Origin of the sequence: Wolbachia endosymbiont (group A) of Melieria omissa (genome assembly GCF_964031125.1) — a bacterium.
GTDB lineage: Bacteria > Pseudomonadota > Alphaproteobacteria > Rickettsiales > Anaplasmataceae > Wolbachia > Wolbachia pipientis.
In genome coordinates, this window is record NZ_OZ035007.1 from 1,172,149 (window position 1) to 1,190,141 (window position 17,993).

Genomic DNA, 17,993 nt, shown 5'->3' on the forward strand with positions numbered 1-17,993 from the left:
ATAGAAAAGAAATGGACGGATGGCCGAGCGGTTTAAGGCACCAGTCTTGAAAACTGACGTACGTGATGAGCGTACCATGGGTTCGAATCCCATTCCGTCCGCACAGCATCTCGCTATGCTAGCTGATTTTTAGAGCTTATTTGGACTATGTGGTTCATAACGCTGGAAATCTTATCTAATCTAGCCACATCTTTTAAAAATACGTCCCTTTGTAAATTGACCTTATTAGCGAAGAAAGCTAATATCTATAAATAGATTACCATCTGAATATGAAAACCGATATAGTAATAATAGGTGCAGGACCTGTTGGAATATTCACTGCTTTTCAAGCGGGAATGCTTGATATGAGATGTCATGTAATAGATGTTTTGGATCAAGCAGGAGGACAATGCACAGCTCTTTACCCAGAAAAGCCAATATACGATATACCTGGTTATCCTGTAATTACTGCCCAAAAATTAATTGAGCAGCTAATGGAGCAAGCTTCCCCATTTAAGCCTATTTACCATTTAAGTCAAAAAGTAGAAAAGATTTCAAATAACGAAGGTGAAAACTTTACTATCATAACGAGCATAGGTACAGAGGTAAAATGTAAGGCTGTTATTGTTGCTGCAGGTAATGGAATGTTTGAACCTAACCGTCCACCCTTAAGTGGTATATTAGAATATGAAAATAAATCTGTATTTTACAGTGTAAATAAAATTTCTGATTTTCAGGATAAAACTATAGTCATTGCAGGGGGGGGTGATTCTGCAGCTGATTGGACTGTAGAACTTTCTAAAGTTGCAAAGAAAATTTATGTGATACATAGGAGAAAGGAATTTCGCTGCACTCCTGAAACTAGAAATAAATTAGAATCACTTGAAATTGATGGAAAAATAGAACTGGTAGTGCCATATCAATTACACGAACTAGCAGGAGGTAATGGGCAATTGAGCACAGTGATAGTAAAAAACATTGCCTCTAAGGAAGAAAAAGAAATATCCGCTGATTTTTTGCTGCCATTTTTTGGATTGTCAATGAATCTTGGTCCAATAAACAATTGGGGTATACAGTTAGAACATAGCCGCATAGTTGTCGACCCAGCTACACTTAAAACCAGTAGAGATAGGATATATGCAATCGGAGATATAGCTATTTATTCAGGCAAACTAAAATTAATACTAAATGGTTTTGCTGAGAGCGCCATGGCTTGTTATGACATATACAAAGTAATCCACAACTCTCCAGTCAATTTTCAATATTCAACTTCAAAGGGAATTCACGGGAAAGAAAAACTTCCTTGACAAACCTTGCCAGCTCCCTTATCATGAAACTGAAGCTATTGTATTTGCTTTCGCCAATCTGCAGATTAAAAGGTAAGGATTACTTAATGTATCGGCGTCTTATGTTCAATTTTTTGCAGTATATAGATACTGTATGTCTTTACAAAACTTCATCTACATCTAGATTTTTATCTAAATAAGCTGAACGCGCTTACAAAGCGTTACAAGACATCAAAAAATGCCAATACTCGACAGAGATAGTAAAAGACTAGCTAACTCGGGGATTCTTTGTCTTTTTTTCTGCTTAGTAAATTTCTTAAACGTTTGCAGCGTAAGTTAGTTGCAATTAAAAGCAGCTTAATCTCGCTTGTCAAGCGTTTAAAACATAAAAAACGCCAATATTTTAAAGCGGATAATAACCCCAGGGCTTCTTTTGCCTTTTTTTTCATTTGGTAAATTTCTTAAATATTTGTGGCTAAACGACAACCGTCATCCCGCTGCTTGTTAGCGGGATCTAGAGATACCGCGAATGAATCGCGGTATGACGTAGGACTGCTGTCATTCCAGTGCTCCTTTTTTTGTCATCCGAGTAGCTGACACTGGGATCCAGGAAACTTAACTTTACACCAGGTGAATGTACAATAAGAACTGGATTCCAGACTGGAATGACACCGAAGGGGCTACCATACGCGTCAAGTTAAGGAAATAAAGGTATGAAAGAGATAGAATAATAAGGTATAAGTTCTCCCAGATATACTTTTAGTGAGAGAACCAATGAATAAAATAACTTGCTTATCAAAAAAGCTCAAAGAATTTTTTAATGAAAAAGCAGAGAAAATCTCAATTACAACAAGGTTTATAAAAAGAAAGAGAAAGCTAAAAGGTTCATCATTCGTAAAAGCCATGGTCTTGGGTAATATAGGAGTTGATAATTGTAGCGTAGAAACAATGTGTCAATTACTAAACGAGGACTCGATAGATATAACAAAACAAGGTTTGGATTTTAGATTTACTGAAGAAGCAGTGGAATTTATGAAAAGGATGTATAATGAATCTGTGATTCTCTTTAAAAATATCTTGCAAGTTGATTGCAAAATCTTACAGCAATTTAATAGTGTTAAATTATTGGACAGTAGCTATATTACTCTACCTAACAGTATGGAAGAGATGTATAAAGGTTATGGTACTAGCTACAGTGGCTATGAAAGCAATACTAAGTCTGGAATAAAGTTACAATTAGTTTTCGACTACATGAATCAGATAATAGACCAACTTAATTTAACGGAGGGGGTAAGATCAGACCAGGGATATAGGAAACATTTAAGTAATATATTAAGCAATGATTTGCTAATATCTGATCTCGGTTATTTTGTGCCAAGTTCTTTTAAACAAATCAATGAAATAGGAGCTTATTTCATAAGTCGTTATAAATCCGATACCAACATATATGATGTAGAAACAAATCAAAAAATGGAGTTATTAGAATGTTTAGAGGATAAGTTATTTTTAGAAAACGAGGTATTGTTAGGAAAAGAAGCAAAAATTAGAGTAAGAATTATATGTCAGAAACTAACTGAAGAACAGTCTATGGCCAGAAGAAGGAAAGCTAATAGATTAGCAAGATCGCAGGGATATACATCCTCTAAAAGAAATCAAAAATTGTTGAACTGGTCAATATTTATAACTAATGTTCCAGAAAATAAAATTAGTGCTGAGCAAGTATTAACGATTTACAGAGTAAGGTGGCAAATTGAGTTATTATTTAAATTGTATAAAAGCCATATCAGGCTTGATAAGCTAAAAGGAAAGCCATGCAGAGTATTATGTGAACTATATGCTAAATTGTGCGCAATTCTTATATTTCACGGCATAGTTGGTTGCACAGAAGTGAAAAAGAATACAGAACTTAGCTTAACAAAGGCATTTATTGAGCTAAAAAGGCGGGTTAGAGAGTTATTTTTAGTATTAACCAAAATTAATAGTTTAAAAGCATTTCTTAAAAAACTCACTATAACTTGGTCGCGATTTTCATTAAAAGACAAACGTAGAAGGGCTAGAGTATCCACTTTAACCTCTCTAAATTTGCTCACAATCTCTTAACTTGACGCGTATGGAAGGGGCTACTGGGATGACAAAAGGGGGCACTGGGATGACAGGAGAAAGAGGCACTGGAATGACAAAGAGGGTACTTGGATGACAGGAGGTAATGCAGGAAGTCTAATAGTGCAGCAACACGGAACCCCAGGTCAGGCCTGCACCTATTGAAATCAGCAGTACCAGATTTCCTGATTTTATTTTTGATTCTTGTATTGCATAGCCTAAGGCCAGTGGAATTGATGCCGCTGAGGTGTTTGCATGCTTATCAACGGTATTAATCACTTTCTCTATAGGAAAATCTAATTTCTTTACTACTGCTTCAATAATACGAATGTTTGCTTGATGGGGAATTAACCAGTCAATATCAGTGATTTTCAAATTATTGCATTTCAGAGTTTCCTCTACTGAGGCTGTTAACTTATCCACTGCATGTTTAAACACTTCTCTTCCATTCATGCATATTTTTCCAGAATCACCAGTTGAGGATATCCCTCCGTTCGTACATAGTATGTCCACATTGCCATCAGAATATAGGCTAGTTGAAATTATACCTTTTGTAACCCCCTTCTCTGCCACCCAAGTATCAGCATCATTTGTTGGAATGACGTTAAAATGACATGCTGATTTCATTATTACTGCACCAGCACCATCACCAAAGAGTACACAAGTTGACCTATTTTCCCAATCAACAATCCTAGACATTATTTCAGCACCTATAACCAATGCATATTTAATTCTATTGTTAGATTTTATGAGCGAATCAGCAACTGTAACTGCATATATAAAACCAGAGCATGCTGCTTGTACATCAAAAGCAAATGCGTTTTTACATTTTAACTTACTTTGTACAATCGTTGCACAGCTAGGAAAAGTTTTATCAGGAGTTGTTGTAGCAACTATAATCAAGTCAATTTCATCTACTGAAATTTTAGCTTTTTCTATAGCACTTTTTGCTGCATTTACAGCTAGATCTGACGTTAGTTCTCCTTCATCTGCTATATGCCTTTGAACTATTCCTGTTCTCTGCCTTATCCATTCATCGCTCGTCTCAACTATCGATGCAATTTCGTTGTTACTCAACATTTTTCTTGGTAGGTAAGATCCAGTGCTTAATATGAAACTTTTATTCAATATGACTTACCCCGTTAATTATCTTTTGATTTAAATTTTCACTAATTGCATTTACTGCAAATTTTATGGCATGGGCAAAAGAAATAGCATCAGAATTTCCATGACTTTTAATGATGATACCATTCAGCCCTAAAAACATAGCTCCACTTCTAATTTTGGGATTAAAACGCGTTAAAGCTTTATTTAGTTTGGATTTTAACAATATACCAACAAGCATTTTCGCTATCCACGAATTGAATACTTCCTGCTTTATTAGATTGATAAAGGTACTAGCGGTTGCCTCAGCCGTTTTGAGCATTACATTGCCAACAAAACCATCAGCAACAATCACATCTATATTACCCTCTAAAAATTCACTTGCCTCTATATACCCTTTGAAATTAATGCCTGGAGCGTTTTTAAGCAACTCAAAAGCGCCGCGCACTGAGTCATTACCTTTAACTTCTTCTGTGCCGATATTTAGCAAAGCAACTTCAGGATTGTCAATTTTTAATGCTATTTTTGCAAATATACTACCCATTAACGCAAATTGAAATAATGAGTCGGCATTACAATCAACATTTGCACCAAGGTCAAGCAAAGCGAAGCTTTTTGTCTTAGTTGGACAGATAGAGGCAATAGCAGGACGATAAATGTTTGGTAATGTTCCTAAAATAAATCTGGAAATTGCCATCAACGCTCCGGTGTTGCCTGAAGATACCACTCCGAAAGCTTTACCTTCTTTCACTGCAACAGTTGCAGCTTTCATACTTGAGTCTTTACGATGTCTCAGCGCAAAAGATGGCTTATCATTTGCAAGGACATTGTCAGAACAATGAGTAAATTCAGAATTGTTACTTACTTTTTTATATTTCAAAAGCAAAGGAGATACTTCTTCCTTATCTCCATAAATATGAAAAAAAACTTTAATGCCTGGGTCAACAAGGTTGTCTAAAAAAAAACCAGCACCCTGAATTACGGAAAGAGGCGCAAAATCGCCCCCCATAGCGTCAAGTGCAATAACTATATTATTATTGACCGTAGGTAACATATCATAATAGTCACTCCGCCTGTTGCTTGATGAAAACCCGTTTTCCTTTGTAACTGCCATCAACTGCTACGTTATGAGGCAACATGAATTCCCCAGTTGTTGAACACACCACAATATTCTTAGGCTCAATAGCATGATGAGAACGATGCATATTACGCCTTGACTTTGACTTTTTTCTTTTTGGAACTGCCAAAATTTCCTCCATTCTACTACAAAATACAATACATTAGTAACATGTTTTTTACAGGAAGTAAACAGGGATAGTAAAATAAGTAAGGTTTGCTTATGTAATTGAGTTCTATAGCTAAAGTGGCTCTACAATTTGAAAAACCGTCATTCCGCTACTCGTTAGCGGAATCTATACCGCGAATGAATCCATAGCTGTACGAACATTCATTTTTGAAGGTAAATTGCACAACAGATGATGTCATTCCAGTCTGGAATCCAGAAATTTTGCTTATAACTGAGCTGATGAGCTAAAGGTAGTTGTCTTATGCTAAAACAAACGTTTTTAATTAAGTTGCATAGAAGCTGGATCCCAGTGGGCTTTGTTGCATCGCTACTTATGAAAGGCTAACTATAGTTAGGATTATAAGCGACCTATTGAAAATCTTGTTTTTTTGCAATCAATCTGATCAAATTTAAGAATAGTAATTTGTTATTTATATTAATAAATTTAATTCTATTGAAAATAGCTAAAGCATTGAAATTCTTGAATTTTAGCCAGATTGGTGAGTGGTAGTGAAATTTCTTTTACTCAAATTTAGGTATTCACTGACCGTTCTTGTTATAAATACCAGAATAATAAGCTACTGATATTCCCTATCTTTTTTATCTTTAATCCATCATAGCTAGCGATGCAACAAAGACATCCCAGTGTCTGGGCACTGGCCCACTGGTGGGAATTGCTCCCAAACTACAACGTTCGTACAGTTGTGGATACCGTGGCGGTATGACGTAGGGAAACCTTTCTTGGGTTAGCTATATGAGCTTTAAATTAAAACATCAAGTATGTTGAACTTAAAACATATCTCAGCTATACTTTGCGATAAAGTTAATAAAAATTTTAATAAAATCAGTAAGACTAACCTCTAGCTAAAATGAATACAAAGTGAGCTTTTTTGATATAAATAGTGTTAGAATAATTGGTAGGTACTTTATCAATTTTTTGTTAAGGCTTGGTAGTGCATTCATATTTTTTATTCAATCTCTATACCACTTCCTTGTGCCACCATATTATTTTAGCAACATAGCAAGACAAATTATAGAGATAGGCTTTTTCTCTCTGCCAATTGTTGGGCTCACTGGAGTTTTTATAGGAGCGGCAATAGTTTTACAAAGTAGCTTGAGTGACCCATTAATTAACCAAGAACAGATAATACCCAAACTTGTTACGATCACTATCATTAAAGAGTTAGGACCAGTTTTGATCAGCTTAATAATGGTAGGAAAGGTTGGATCATCAGTTGCAGCAGAAATTGGTACAATGCGCATCACCGAGCAAATAGATGCACTTACAACCTTGAACATCAACCCTTTTAAATATTTAATTGCACCAAGGATTTTAGCGTCAATCATAGTATTTCCCATACTTACAGTATGTGCAGATTTAATAGGAATATTTGGAGGATGTATCACTGCAGTCTTCGAATTTAACCACAATTTAAATATATACATTAAACACACAGCTCAGTTCTTTAATACGTATGATTTTATAACTGGGCTAATAAAAGCAACTGTATTTGGCGCCATAATTTCTGTCTCAAGCTGCTATTACGGTTACCATTGCAAAGAAGGTGCACGAGGAGTAGGTGTTGCTACAACATCAACTGTTGTTTTATCGTCCATACTGATCATTTTAGCAAACTACATGATTACTTTGATACATGCGTAACCCCATAATATCAATATTGAACTTAAGCTTATCTTTTGATGATAGGACAGTACTAAAAGATCTAAATTTTGATATATTAAAAGGGGAATCATTAGTCATACTTGGTGGCTCAGGAAGCGGCAAATCTGTATTAACAAAAACAATTATCGGCTTGCTTGCTCCAGACTCAGGGTCTGTTAAAATAAATAGTAAAAGCAAAAATAAATTTGGGGTTTTATTTCAAAATTCCGCTTTATTTGACTACGTTACAGTGTGGGAAAATATATCTTTTAATTATAAAAAGCGCTTTAATATCAGCAAAAAAGAGGCAAAACAGCTAGCAATCGAGAAGTTAAATGATGTTGGACTGGAGGAAAGCATAGCAGATATGTTTCCAATAGAGCTATCAGGTGGAATGAAAAAAAGAGTGGCACTTGCAAGGGCGATTGCACACAATCCAGAAATCATTATTTTGGATGAACCAACTTCAGGATTGGACCCAATTATGTCAGATATAGTAAACGAGATAATAATAAAATTATCTAGAGATCTTAACCCTACAATTATCACGATTACACATGATATTCATAGTGCATTTAAAATAGCTGATAAAATAGCAGTATTATATGAAGGGGAGATCATTTCCCATGGAACTGTTCAGGAAATACAAAATACCAATAACGAATATATAAAAAAATTCATTCATTATATATAGCTAAAGATATATACACTATTGCTAACAGTCATATTTTTAAGTTTTAACTTTGTAAAAGGTAGTGGACATTGGAATTCAGATTTTTTTCAAACTGGATCCTATAGCTAACACGTCATACCGCGATTCATTCGCGGTATCTCGGCATAGATTCCGCTAACTAGTAGCGGAATGACGAATTTGTCGTTTTTCAAATTGTCGTAAGTCAGTTTAGCTATATATAGGATGACAGAAATTGTTTGTATTAGCTATATTCAAAAGCTCTATTGATATTTTGCAATATTTGTGATAAAATAATAGCTTAAGGTTGAGAGTAAAAATTTATGAGTGAAGCTCAAGGTCCAAATATTGCAGAATGGCAAGCGCAGCAGCAACACCAAGAGGCTGCTGGTGAGAAAAGTGGTTTTGGTCTTGGTCACAGTGACTCTGTTTCAACAGTTGTCGATGGAATGAAATGGTTGTTCAACTTTCATGAAGGAGCAATTGCTGCTTATAATAATGTGTTTGAAGGTTTGGTGAGTGGCAGTAGTTTAGTAACACTGTTTGGAAAGTCAGGTAATATGTTTGGCATAAAACTTCTTGAAGGCCTTGCAGAATATTTTTCAGGTGGAGGTGGGGAAGATATGCCATCAGAAGGAATGGACATGGCTCATGGTGATGATGGACATCACTCAGATGATTACCCTCATGCCAATAACGAAATAGCTCATAATGCTGATGGTTTGCAAGACATGCATGATGCAGGTGATCACCATGGTCAATCTTTTTCACCTGGTCCTTCACCATCTGTTGGCGATGACCACGGACATGAACTTGGTTAAACGCTTAAAAACTATTGAATAGTTGGAAGAAGGCCTAATAAGAAAAGTTGCTATTGTTATGAGTTTGTCTTAGTGAAAAAGGTTTCAGTTTTAGGATCAACAGGAAGTGTTGGAAAAAAGACTGTAGATTTGCTCTCAAAGAGAAAAGAAGAATACCAAGTGGAAGCACTAAGTGCCCATTCGAACTTTGCTCTACTGGCACACCAAGCAAAACTGCTGAATGCAAAATATGTTGCTATCTCGGATGAAAGACTTTACAAAGATTTGAAAGAAAGTCTACTTGGTACAGATGTAAAAATAGCAATTGGTGCTACAAATGTTGCTGCTATACCTGTTGATCTCTCAGTTGTTGCAATAGTTGGCATTGCAGGCCTTGGGCCAGTTATGGAAGTTATAGAAAGCGGTACCAAAGTCATTGCATTGGCAAACAAAGAAAGCATTGTTTGCGGTGGAAAGTTATTACTCAAAAAAGCTAAAGAAAAAAATGTACAAATAATCCCTATTGACTCTGAGCACAATGCAATTTTTCAAATTTTGCAAAATGACGACAAATGCGTAGAAAAGATCATACTTACTGCTTCTGGTGGACCATTCTTAAATTATAGCCTTGAGCAATTAAAAAATGTTATGGTAGATAAGGCGCTTAGTCACCCCACTTGGAATATGGGAAAGAAAATCTCGGTTGATAGCGCAACAATGATGAATAAGGCACTAGAGATAATAGAAGCACATAACTTGTTTAACATCAGCCCGGATAAAATTGAAGCAGTAGTGCATCCTGAGTCAATAGTACATGGAATTGTAACTTATAAAGATGGGTTCAACTTTGCTGTGCTTGCAGAAACTGACATGGCAATCCCCATTTCGTATGCTCTATCTTGGCCAGAAAGATTAGTTTTAAATTATAAATTAGATTTAACAAAGCAAGGAAAATTGACCTTTCAAGAGCCAGACCATAAGCGTTTTCCTGCGCTAAAGCTTAGCATGGCAGTGTTAAACTCTTCTGCTCCACAAACAAACAGTATTGTGCTCAATGCTGCAAATGAAATAGCTGTTAATGAATTTTTGAAGTCACGAATCGGCTTTTTAAAAATAGTAGAGGTAGTGGAATCAACAATGGAAAGTTTTGGTAGTTATACCGATATTAATTCACTATCTGATATAATAAATATTGATTGTGAAAGTCGTATTATTGCTCACAAAATTGTTGAAAGTAAAGTTGTTGCGTATAGCTAGAGTAATGTAACCAGACTGCATTCTGTGATTTTTAGCAAAACACGATACACAATCGTCATTCCGCTACTTGTTAGCGGGATCTATGCTAAGATACCGCGGCGGTATGACGGTTCGCGGTGGTATGACGGTTAAGTAATTCGTCATCCCGCTGCTTGTTAGCGGGATCTAGAGATACCGCGGCGGTATGACGGTTCGCGGCGGCATAGCTATCTTCAAAAATATGGTTGAATAATTGTTAATAATAGTGTATAATTATTAATATTTTTAAGCACTTTGGCTATGGCTTTATCTAAGTTTCTCGACCCTAAGCTGGATTTAACCTTTAAAAGAATCTTTGGCACTGAAAAAAATAAGAATATTCTCATACATTTTTTGAATGATATTTTAGGGTTTACCGAGATAAATACTATACAAGAAGTGGAATTCCTCAGTACTATAATGGATCCTGAAATTGCATCTGATAAACAAAGTATAGTTGATGTTCTTTGCAGGGATTCTAGTGGGGCCAGGTATGTGATTGAAATGCAGCTTACTCGCGATAAAGGCTTCGAAAAACGAGCTCAATTATATGCTGCTAAGGCTTACTCAAGGCAAGCTGATAAATCTGGTAAGTACATTGATTTAAAGAAGGTTTTCTTTATTGCTATCTCTAATTGTAATTTATTTCCTGATAAGCTTGATTATATATCCAGCCACACTATAAGAGATGAGAAAACCAATGAGCATGACTTAAAAGATTTTCAATTTGTATTTATTGAACTACCTAAATTTCCTAAGAATAAGGAAGAACAGCTAGAAAGCATAGTGGATCGTTGGTTATTTTTCTTCAAATATGCAGATGAAACTACGGAAGAAGACTTAAGGAAAATAGCAGAAAAAGCACCAATAATAAAGTTAGCCTACGATGAATTAGACAGGTTTAGCTGGAATGAAAAAGATTTAGTAGCTTACGAAGAAAGAATAATGGATCTACGCAAAGAAGAAGCAATTCTTGAATACAGACTTGACCTTGCTACTGAAAAAGGCATCCAAATTGGCGAAGAAAGAGGCATCAAAATTGGTAAAGAGGAAGGGAAAATTGAAGTCGCAAAAGCAATGCTGGCTAATAATGTTGATGTCAACACTATTGTCAAGTTTACTGGCCTTTCTATTAGTGAGATTGAAGAATTAAGTGTGAACGGTTACAGAGTAATTTCAAAGTGCATTTGCAATTGGAATGGATACATTTAATGAGAGTCCCATTTCACGGTGTTCAAATCTACTCCTTCTTGTACCATCTCCCAAAGTGGGCTCATTTCTCTCAGTCGGCCAATATTTTTAGCAACAAGATCTGCTGCGTACAAAACTTCTTCTTTAGTTGTAAATCGGCCTAGGCCGAATCTAATTGATGAATGCTCAAGGTCATGGCCATTATTTAGCGACCGTACGACATAGGAAGGCTCAAGAGACGCAGACGTGCACGCAGAACCAGAACTTACTGCTAAATCCTTGATTGCCATGATGAGAGACTCACCCTCAACATAGGGAAAGCTCAAGTTTAGGTTGCCAGGAATTCTATTTTCATAATCACCATTTAAAACGATATCAGGAAACGCTTCTTTTATCTTATTATACAAAATATCCCTTAATTCTTCCACTCTAGTTGTTTCTTTTTTCATTTCTTCTTTAGCAATACGTGCCGCTTCACCAAAACCAACTGCAAGAGGTGTTGGAACTGTTCCAGAACGCATGCCTCTTTCCTGTCCACCACCACTAATTAGTGGTATCAGCCTAACACGAGGATTCTTTCTACGTACATATAATGCGCCTATTCCCATAGGTCCATAAATTTTGTGGCTAGAGAGACTCATAAGATCAATGCACATCTCATTAACATCAATTGGAACTTTTCCAAAGCTTTGAGCTGCATCTGTATGGAAAAATATATTATGCTTTCTGCATATTTTACCAATCTCCTTTACAGGCTGAATTACTCCGATTTCATTATTTACCATCATCACTGAAACCAGGATTGTTTGATCAGTAATTGCTTCCTCAAGCTTTGATAAATCTATAATTCCGTTTTGCTTAACAGGCAAATATGTAACTTTAAAGCCTTCATTTTCCAGATGCCGACAAGAATCCAGAACACACTTATGCTCCGTGCAGACAGTGATTATATGATTTCCTTTATTTTTATAAAAGTGAGCAACGCCCTTGATTGCTGTATTATTTGACTCAGTTGCACCTGAGGTAAAGATAATTTCTTTGCTATCTGCGTTCACCAGATCAGCGATGTGTTTCCTTGCTTTTTCCACTGCTTCTTCAGCAGTCCAACCAAATGAATGGCTGCGAGAGTGTGCATTGCTGAACTCACCAAAGTAAGGTATCATCACCTCTAAAACACGGGGATCTACTTTAGTAGTAGATTGATAATCAAGAAATATTGGTAATTTTATTTTAGCATCGTGTATTTTTTTACTTTCAACATTCATAAAGCTACCACGGAGACAAAATTTACAATTATTTTATAGCATTAAAACTTAATTTTTTCAAGATATAATCTTGCATCAAGTACAAAAGTGTCATCCAAGTAGCTGACACATAACTGTACGAACATTTATTTGCGAAAGCAGTGTGTTAAATGTTATAGCCAGTTTTGCCTCAAACACAAAGGCAGTGCCCAGACACTGGGATGACACCCTATTGGTGGCAATTGCTTCCAAATCATAATGTTTGTACAGCTGTGCGCCGTGCGCTGGAATCCGTTTTAGCCCTTATCTATATCTCAGTTCCACCAACAGTTATTGCGTCGACTTTGAGTGTCGGCTGACCAACTCCAACGGGCACATTTTGTCCATCTTTCGAGCATGTGCCAACACCAGGATCTAACTTTAAGTCATTACCAACCATAGATACTTTTTTCAACACTGTTGGACCGTCACCAATTAGTGTTGCTCCTTTTACTGGCTGTGTAATTTTGCCATTTTCTATTAGGTAAGCTTCCGAAGATGAAAAAACAAATTTTCCTGACGTTATATCAACCTGCCCACCACCGAAATTTACTGCATATAGACCTTTCTTTACGCTAGATATTATTTCCTTCGGTGTATACTTTCCGGGCAACATATAGGTGTTTGTCATGCGCGGCATAATAACTTCTTTATAACTTTCTCTTCTACCATTACCAGTTGGGCTTACACCCATGAGTTTAGCGTTCATATGATCCTGCATGTATCCTTTTAGGATCCCATCCTCTATCAATATATTATAACTGGGTGGAGTGCCTTCATCGTCTACGCTGATAGAGCCGCGCAAATTGGGCAGAGTTCCGTCATCAACTACTGTGATGTCACTAGCTGCTACTTGTTTACCCACAGAATTTGAAAATGCTGAGACTTTTTTGCGATTGAAGTCGCCCTCAAGTCCATGACCCACGGCTTCGTGTAACAATATTCCTGGCCAGCCTGGACCTAAAACGACTGTCATTTCTCCGGCTGGAGTTGGAATTGCTTCAAGATTTACCAGTGCTTGTTCTAACGCTTGGTTTGCAACTTCTTTCCACTTTTTCTCAGAAATAAACTTACTATAAGAGTCCCTTCCACCATGCCCTGCAGAACCTCTTTCGGTACGGCCATCTTTTTCTACAATGACTAGCACATTAAAACGTACCAGAGGCCTGATATCGCTTAATCTGTGATCACCCTTTATTATTTGTACAACTTGCCATTCTCCACTTAGAGTTATTTTTACTTGCTTCACGCAGTTATTTTTGGACCTTACATACTCATTAACCTCATTGAGTAGCTTAATCTTTGAATTCAGATCCATTTCATTTATAGGGTTAATCCTCGAATATAGGCTTTTTGTCTCTTCGTTTAAATTTATTGAATTTGTCTTGTTTAAAGACACTGAGCTTTTTACCATAGAAGCAGCATTACTAATTTCTTTTTCGCTGATCTCAGAAGAACAAACGAAAGATGTACTATCTTCACAAAAAGACCTTAAACCAAATCCCCTTCTAGTATTCAAGTCCATGTGTTTTAATATGTTATCCTCAAAAACCAGGGACTCCGACTGGCAAAATTCTAGAAACAGCTCACCACCATCGCTATTGCTCAAAGCGTTATTGACTATTTTATATACGTTATTAATATTAACATTGTTTTGAGCAAAAAATATTTGATCTAGATTTGGCATTACCTTTGAACTAAAAATTGTTTAAGTATATTATTTAACTTTAACATAGTAAACTATAAAAAGCCCGGGTGGCGGAATTGGTAGACGCGCTAGCTTCAGGTGCTAGTAACTTTTTAAGTTGTGGAAGTTCAAGTCTTCTCTCGGGCACTCTTAGCTTCCATATTGCTTATTGAATTAATTAATGTTATAATATAACATATTAGGTAATATTTATGCTATGTATGGTGAAAAAGATAAGTTAGCCTACAGAAAGAAGGTACGAACTTACTCGAAACGCTTAGTTACTACACTATCTACTATCTCTTTCATTGGATACATAGCGGCATTGTTCTTGAATATTCCTGTCTTAAGTCTGTATTTTAGTATTGCCGGCACTATATTCAGTGCACTTTCGTTTGCTTTAAATATATGGTCACTAAATGATCATTCCCGACAACAGAATCTTAATAAGAAATCTGGCATAAAAAACACTCCAGGACAAAAAAAGTTAACAAAGATCTATCTTGATATAGCATCCAGTGCTTCATTTCTAATAGGAGGTATTGCATCTATGTCGCTTTTTGAGTCTTCTGTTATTTATTTTGTTTCTACGCCTTTTTTTATTCTAGGCTGTGTTATTATGGCAGCTAATATCGTTCAAACTATGATTAGTGAACCACAGACAAAAAACGTCCTTGAGAATCTCTCTTCAAATACTGCAAGAGTACAAGCTTAAGTATTAACTTATTTAACTTATACAGGAATATTAGCTATATAATTCCACTGAAGGAAGCCATTCAAAAGAGTTCGATGTAATTAGCGTCAAAAAAGTGTAAGCAGAAATTGTGGGCTTATTGGGGTAGGAGCGCTTAGTACTCCTACTTCCACATCAATTACTTGAATAATTGCTCAAGCTATCAAAATAAAAGTTTTTATTCAGTAATTTGTGTATAAAGGGTACTATTTTACTGGTAGTAAAATAAATCAGAATGAAGTCTATTTTATTAACGAGGCCTTTATTGGATTCGTTCAATACAAGAAATATATTGAGAAAGTATGGATACAAAGTTTATATAGAACCAGTATTCACAATAAAGTACTTAAATCCTGATATATCTGCACACGAATTTGACGTTGTAATATCCACAAGTAAAAACAGTGTAAAGGCTTTTAGTCAAATATGCAAAGTGGATGACTTTCCGATTATTACAGTTGGTAATTCAACCATGCAGGCTGCAAAAAATTTGGGATTTTCTGATATAATCTCAGCAGACAGCAACGTTGATGGTCTGATATCATTCATAAAAGCTCACTATTCAAGTGCAATAAAGTTCTTATATATAAGAGGACAAGAAGTATCATGTGACCTAAAAAAGAGATTATCTGAAGAAGATTTTAACGTAAGAGAAGTTGTACTCTATAAAACAATCATTAAAAGGAGTCTAACTAATAGGTGTAAAAATTTACTGTTGGATGGTAAAATTGGTAGTGTTGCTTTTTTTTCCTCACAGACAGCAAGGGTATTTTGTTCATTAGTTCTAAAAAGTGGGCTATCTCATGTGATGAATAATACAGTTGCATATACCATGAGTAAAAACATTGCTGATAGTTTAAAGTTAATCAAGTGGAAAAAAATTATAACATCGAGGTTGCCTACTGGGGAGAGTTTAATTGATATAATTAATAAGGATTGCTGATGCTAAAGATTGCAACTTGGAATGTAAACTCCATACGTAAAAGAGTTAACCAACTTTGTAGTTTTATAGTTGATAGTCAGATAGATATAGTTTTGCTGCAAGAGATAAAATGTACGGAAGAGCAATTTCCTTATGCGGAGATAGAAAAGTTAGGATATGAATATGCTATCTATGGACAAGTTGCAAGAAATGGCGTTTGTGTTTTATCTAAATATCCGATACTGGAGAAGTTTAAGATTGATATCGTAGAAGGTTATCAAGAAGCGCGTTATATAGAGTGCATAATAAAGCACAATAATCAGAAGGTAAGGGTGGGAAGTGTATACGTTCCAAACGGTCAAAGCCCGGACTCTCAAGCATTTGAATATAAACTCAAGTTTTTTGATAATCTATATGAAAGGATGAGCACTTTGTTAAAGAATGAAGAGTTAACTATTATAGCTGGCGATTATAATGTTGCACCGGATGAAATTGATGTCTTTGATTCAAACTTATTGAATGGCCAAGTGTGCTTTCATATAAGAGAACGTGAGAAGTTAAGAGCGATCTTGAATCTTGGGTTTAAAGATGCGTTTAGAATATCTCACCCAAATTTGCAACAATTCACTTGGTGGCATTATCAAGGCAATTCACTCAGAAATAATCAAGGAATGCGAATAGATTATATGCTGTTATCACCACAAGCTGTAGATAAATTGGAAACATGCTACATAGATGATAGATTGCGTAAGCTAGAAAATCCGTCTGACCATACTCCTGTTGTATGTGCTATAGAATAATAGTAGACCTCTTACACAACTCACTTTTTGGCAAACCTAAGGAGTCTTACTTGTCTGCCGCACTGTGTTTTTAGCTTGCTGACCAACACTAATTTTTTCAAGCATAGGGTTAGGTTGTTGTTCACTCTTTTCATTTTTCTGGGAAACTTTCTCAGGAACATGCTGTTGTTCACTCTTTTCTTTTCCTTGGGAAATTTGTTCAGAAACAGAGGTGCATTTCTCAGCTCCTTTGACTGAAGTTTTTAAAATTGTATTGATACCATCAAGAACTTTCCCATCCCATCCTTCTTTTTTCTTTTCATCTTGCGAATGAGGGTTATATAAAGTACCTTTTTTGTCATTTGAAAAAAGAACCTCCACTCCTCCTTTTATGACGAATATTGCACCAATAGCAGCAACAACTACTCCGAGTGTAGTAGGACCAAAAATTAACATTGGAATAGTGGAAAGAAGGACAGGAAAAAAGATCTTGCTTAAGAACGTTGTTACCATCTCTTCATCACTAAGTGGTGGTTCATCTTCCTCTTTTTTGTCTTTACCCAAGAATGGTATTTTTTCTTTCACCCCATCCATAAAGGAGCCAGAAATATTTTTCGGGTCTATTTTGATCCCTCCAATTAGCAGCAGCGGCATTTCCAATACGAACTTTATGGATGAATCTTTAGCTTCTGTACCGCGTATATCAGCTACACAGTCATCTACTACTTCTTTTATTTTACCATTCTTGAGATTCTCCTCATTAGCTAATTTTTTCTCTCTAATTTTCTCAAATACGGAAAGTAAAAACTGAGAAAAATTCTCTTCACTGAGTGATTTTATATCTTCTGGATTGACATTGTTGAATATCTTTCCACTATTCTCAAATACAAAAGTAAAAATTTTCTTTTCATTTTCATCCTGTAATCGAGGTAACCGTTCCTTTAATGACTTCAGATCACTCTGTAATTTTTGTTTTTCTTTCAATTTCTGTTTCTTCTTTTCTATTTCCTGTTCCTTCTTTTCTATTTCCTGTTTCGTTTGCTCTTCTAGTTTTTCTGGATTTTTAAAAATATCTAGGAAAGTACGATAGATTAACTGATGTTTCTCTTTTTCAAATTTAAAAACTTTCTCATCTTTGTTAGTTACCTGAGTAGGTAACTTTGGAGGTTTTGAACTTTTTACTTGTGGGCCTATCATGGCTGACCTATTTGCATT

The 17,993-nt window shown here is 35.7% G+C and carries 17 protein-coding genes and 2 tRNA genes; 12 read left to right on the forward strand and 7 right to left on the reverse strand.

What is annotated here, in order from left to right; all coding sequences use genetic code 11:
• Nucleotides 1–13 precede the first annotated feature (13 nt).
• A tRNA-Ser gene (locus ACQH2Q_RS05505) sits at nt 14–101 on the forward strand.
• A gap of 168 nt (nt 102–269) precedes the next feature.
• Complete coding sequence (locus ACQH2Q_RS05510; protein ID WP_182309632.1) at nt 270–1,286, forward strand: NAD(P)/FAD-dependent oxidoreductase; 1,017 nt, start codon at nt 270–272, stop codon at nt 1,284–1,286.
• Between the two features lie 251 nt (nt 1,287–1,537).
• Here the strand turns inward: ACQH2Q_RS05510 and ACQH2Q_RS05515 are convergent, their stop codons facing one another.
• Nucleotides 1,538–1,714, reverse strand: coding sequence for a hypothetical protein (locus tag ACQH2Q_RS05515; protein ID WP_179945717.1), 177 nt, complete (start codon nt 1,712–1,714; stop codon nt 1,538–1,540).
• 325 nt (nt 1,715–2,039) lie between these two features.
• Here ACQH2Q_RS05515 and ACQH2Q_RS05520 point away from each other — a divergent pair, with 325 nt between their 5' ends.
• Nucleotides 2,040–3,365: an IS4 family transposase gene (locus tag ACQH2Q_RS05520; RefSeq protein WP_264339118.1), complete on the forward strand. Its 1,326-nt coding sequence runs from the start codon at nt 2,040–2,042 to the stop codon at nt 3,363–3,365.
• Between the two features lie 117 nt (nt 3,366–3,482).
• Here the strand turns inward: ACQH2Q_RS05520 and ACQH2Q_RS05525 are convergent, their stop codons facing one another.
• From ACQH2Q_RS05525 to rpmF, 3 genes are read right to left on the reverse strand one after another with little or no spacing between them, the layout of a single operon-like run.
• A complete protein-coding gene (locus tag ACQH2Q_RS05525; RefSeq protein ID WP_425383439.1) occupies nt 3,483–4,493 on the reverse strand; it encodes a beta-ketoacyl-ACP synthase III in 1,011 nt (336 codons plus the stop codon).
• Nucleotides 4,486–5,523, reverse strand: a complete 1,038-nt coding sequence (gene plsX, locus ACQH2Q_RS05530; protein ID WP_182309753.1) for a phosphate acyltransferase PlsX — start codon at nt 5,521–5,523, stop codon at nt 4,486–4,488. The genes ACQH2Q_RS05525 and plsX overlap by 8 nt, the downstream gene beginning before the upstream one ends.
• A gap of 10 nt (nt 5,524–5,533) precedes the next feature.
• Nucleotides 5,534–5,716, reverse strand: a complete 183-nt coding sequence (rpmF, locus tag ACQH2Q_RS05535) for a 50S ribosomal protein L32 (protein ID WP_041573607.1) — start codon at nt 5,714–5,716, stop codon at nt 5,534–5,536.
• 918 nt (nt 5,717–6,634) lie between these two features.
• Between rpmF and ACQH2Q_RS05540 the strand changes: the two genes are divergently transcribed.
• The 5 genes from ACQH2Q_RS05540 to ACQH2Q_RS05560 all read left to right on the forward strand — a co-directional run bounded on the left by ACQH2Q_RS05540 (nt 6,635) and on the right by ACQH2Q_RS05560 (nt 11,395).
• Complete coding sequence (locus ACQH2Q_RS05540; RefSeq protein WP_264339622.1) at nt 6,635–7,417, forward strand: MlaE family ABC transporter permease; 783 nt, start codon at nt 6,635–6,637, stop codon at nt 7,415–7,417.
• On the forward strand, nt 7,410–8,111 hold the full coding sequence (locus ACQH2Q_RS05545; RefSeq protein ID WP_006279859.1) for an ABC transporter ATP-binding protein: 702 nt from the start codon (nt 7,410–7,412) through the stop codon (nt 8,109–8,111). Before ACQH2Q_RS05540 ends, ACQH2Q_RS05545 begins: the two co-directional genes overlap by 8 nt.
• Nucleotides 8,112–8,431: 320 nt before the next feature.
• Nucleotides 8,432–8,929, forward strand: a complete 498-nt coding sequence (locus ACQH2Q_RS05550; protein ID WP_264339621.1) for a hypothetical protein — start codon at nt 8,432–8,434, stop codon at nt 8,927–8,929.
• 72 nt (nt 8,930–9,001) lie between these two features.
• Nucleotides 9,002–10,165, forward strand: a complete 1,164-nt coding sequence (gene dxr / locus ACQH2Q_RS05555; protein WP_264339620.1) for a 1-deoxy-D-xylulose-5-phosphate reductoisomerase — start codon at nt 9,002–9,004, stop codon at nt 10,163–10,165.
• Nucleotides 10,166–10,444: 279 nt separating this feature from the next.
• Complete coding sequence (locus tag ACQH2Q_RS05560; RefSeq protein ID WP_264339619.1) at nt 10,445–11,395, forward strand: Rpn family recombination-promoting nuclease/putative transposase; 951 nt, start codon at nt 10,445–10,447, stop codon at nt 11,393–11,395.
• Here ACQH2Q_RS05560 and ACQH2Q_RS05565 read toward each other — a convergent pair.
• Both ACQH2Q_RS05565 and tldD read right to left on the reverse strand, forming a co-directional pair.
• A complete protein-coding gene (locus ACQH2Q_RS05565) occupies nt 11,392–12,639 on the reverse strand; it encodes an IscS subfamily cysteine desulfurase (protein WP_264339618.1) in 1,248 nt (415 codons plus the stop codon). The two genes, ACQH2Q_RS05560 and ACQH2Q_RS05565, sit on opposite strands and share 4 nt — an antisense overlap.
• A 286-nt stretch (nt 12,640–12,925) precedes the next feature.
• Entirely contained in the window at nt 12,926–14,344 is a 1,419-nt protein-coding gene (gene tldD, locus ACQH2Q_RS05570; RefSeq protein ID WP_010962974.1) for a metalloprotease TldD, read from the reverse strand.
• Between the two features lie 62 nt (nt 14,345–14,406).
• On the opposite strand from tldD, the gene ACQH2Q_RS05575 reads away from it, so the two are divergent.
• The 4 genes from ACQH2Q_RS05575 (at nt 14,407) to ACQH2Q_RS05590 (ending at nt 16,799) form a co-directional block, all read left to right on the forward strand.
• Nucleotides 14,407–14,491, forward strand: a tRNA-Leu gene (locus tag ACQH2Q_RS05575).
• A 70-nt stretch (nt 14,492–14,561) separates the two neighbouring features.
• Nucleotides 14,562–15,059 carry a hypothetical protein gene (locus ACQH2Q_RS05580; RefSeq protein WP_425383440.1) on the forward strand — a complete coding sequence of 166 codons (498 nt, stop codon included), beginning with the start codon at nt 14,562–14,564 and terminating at the stop codon, nt 15,057–15,059.
• 253 nt (nt 15,060–15,312) lie between these two features.
• Nucleotides 15,313–16,020, forward strand: a complete 708-nt coding sequence (locus tag ACQH2Q_RS05585) for a uroporphyrinogen-III synthase (protein ID WP_010962976.1) — start codon at nt 15,313–15,315, stop codon at nt 16,018–16,020.
• Nucleotides 16,020–16,799 carry an exodeoxyribonuclease III gene (locus tag ACQH2Q_RS05590; protein WP_006280373.1) on the forward strand — a complete coding sequence of 260 codons (780 nt, stop codon included), beginning with the start codon at nt 16,020–16,022 and terminating at the stop codon, nt 16,797–16,799. Before ACQH2Q_RS05585 ends, ACQH2Q_RS05590 begins: the two co-directional genes overlap by 1 nt.
• Nucleotides 16,800–16,835: 36 nt before the next feature.
• Here the strand turns inward: ACQH2Q_RS05590 and ACQH2Q_RS05595 are convergent, their stop codons facing one another.
• Nucleotides 16,836–17,975 carry a hypothetical protein gene (locus ACQH2Q_RS05595; protein WP_264339616.1) on the reverse strand — a complete coding sequence of 380 codons (1,140 nt, stop codon included), beginning with the start codon at nt 17,973–17,975 and terminating at the stop codon, nt 16,836–16,838.
• Nucleotides 17,976–17,993: the final 18 nt, after the last annotated feature.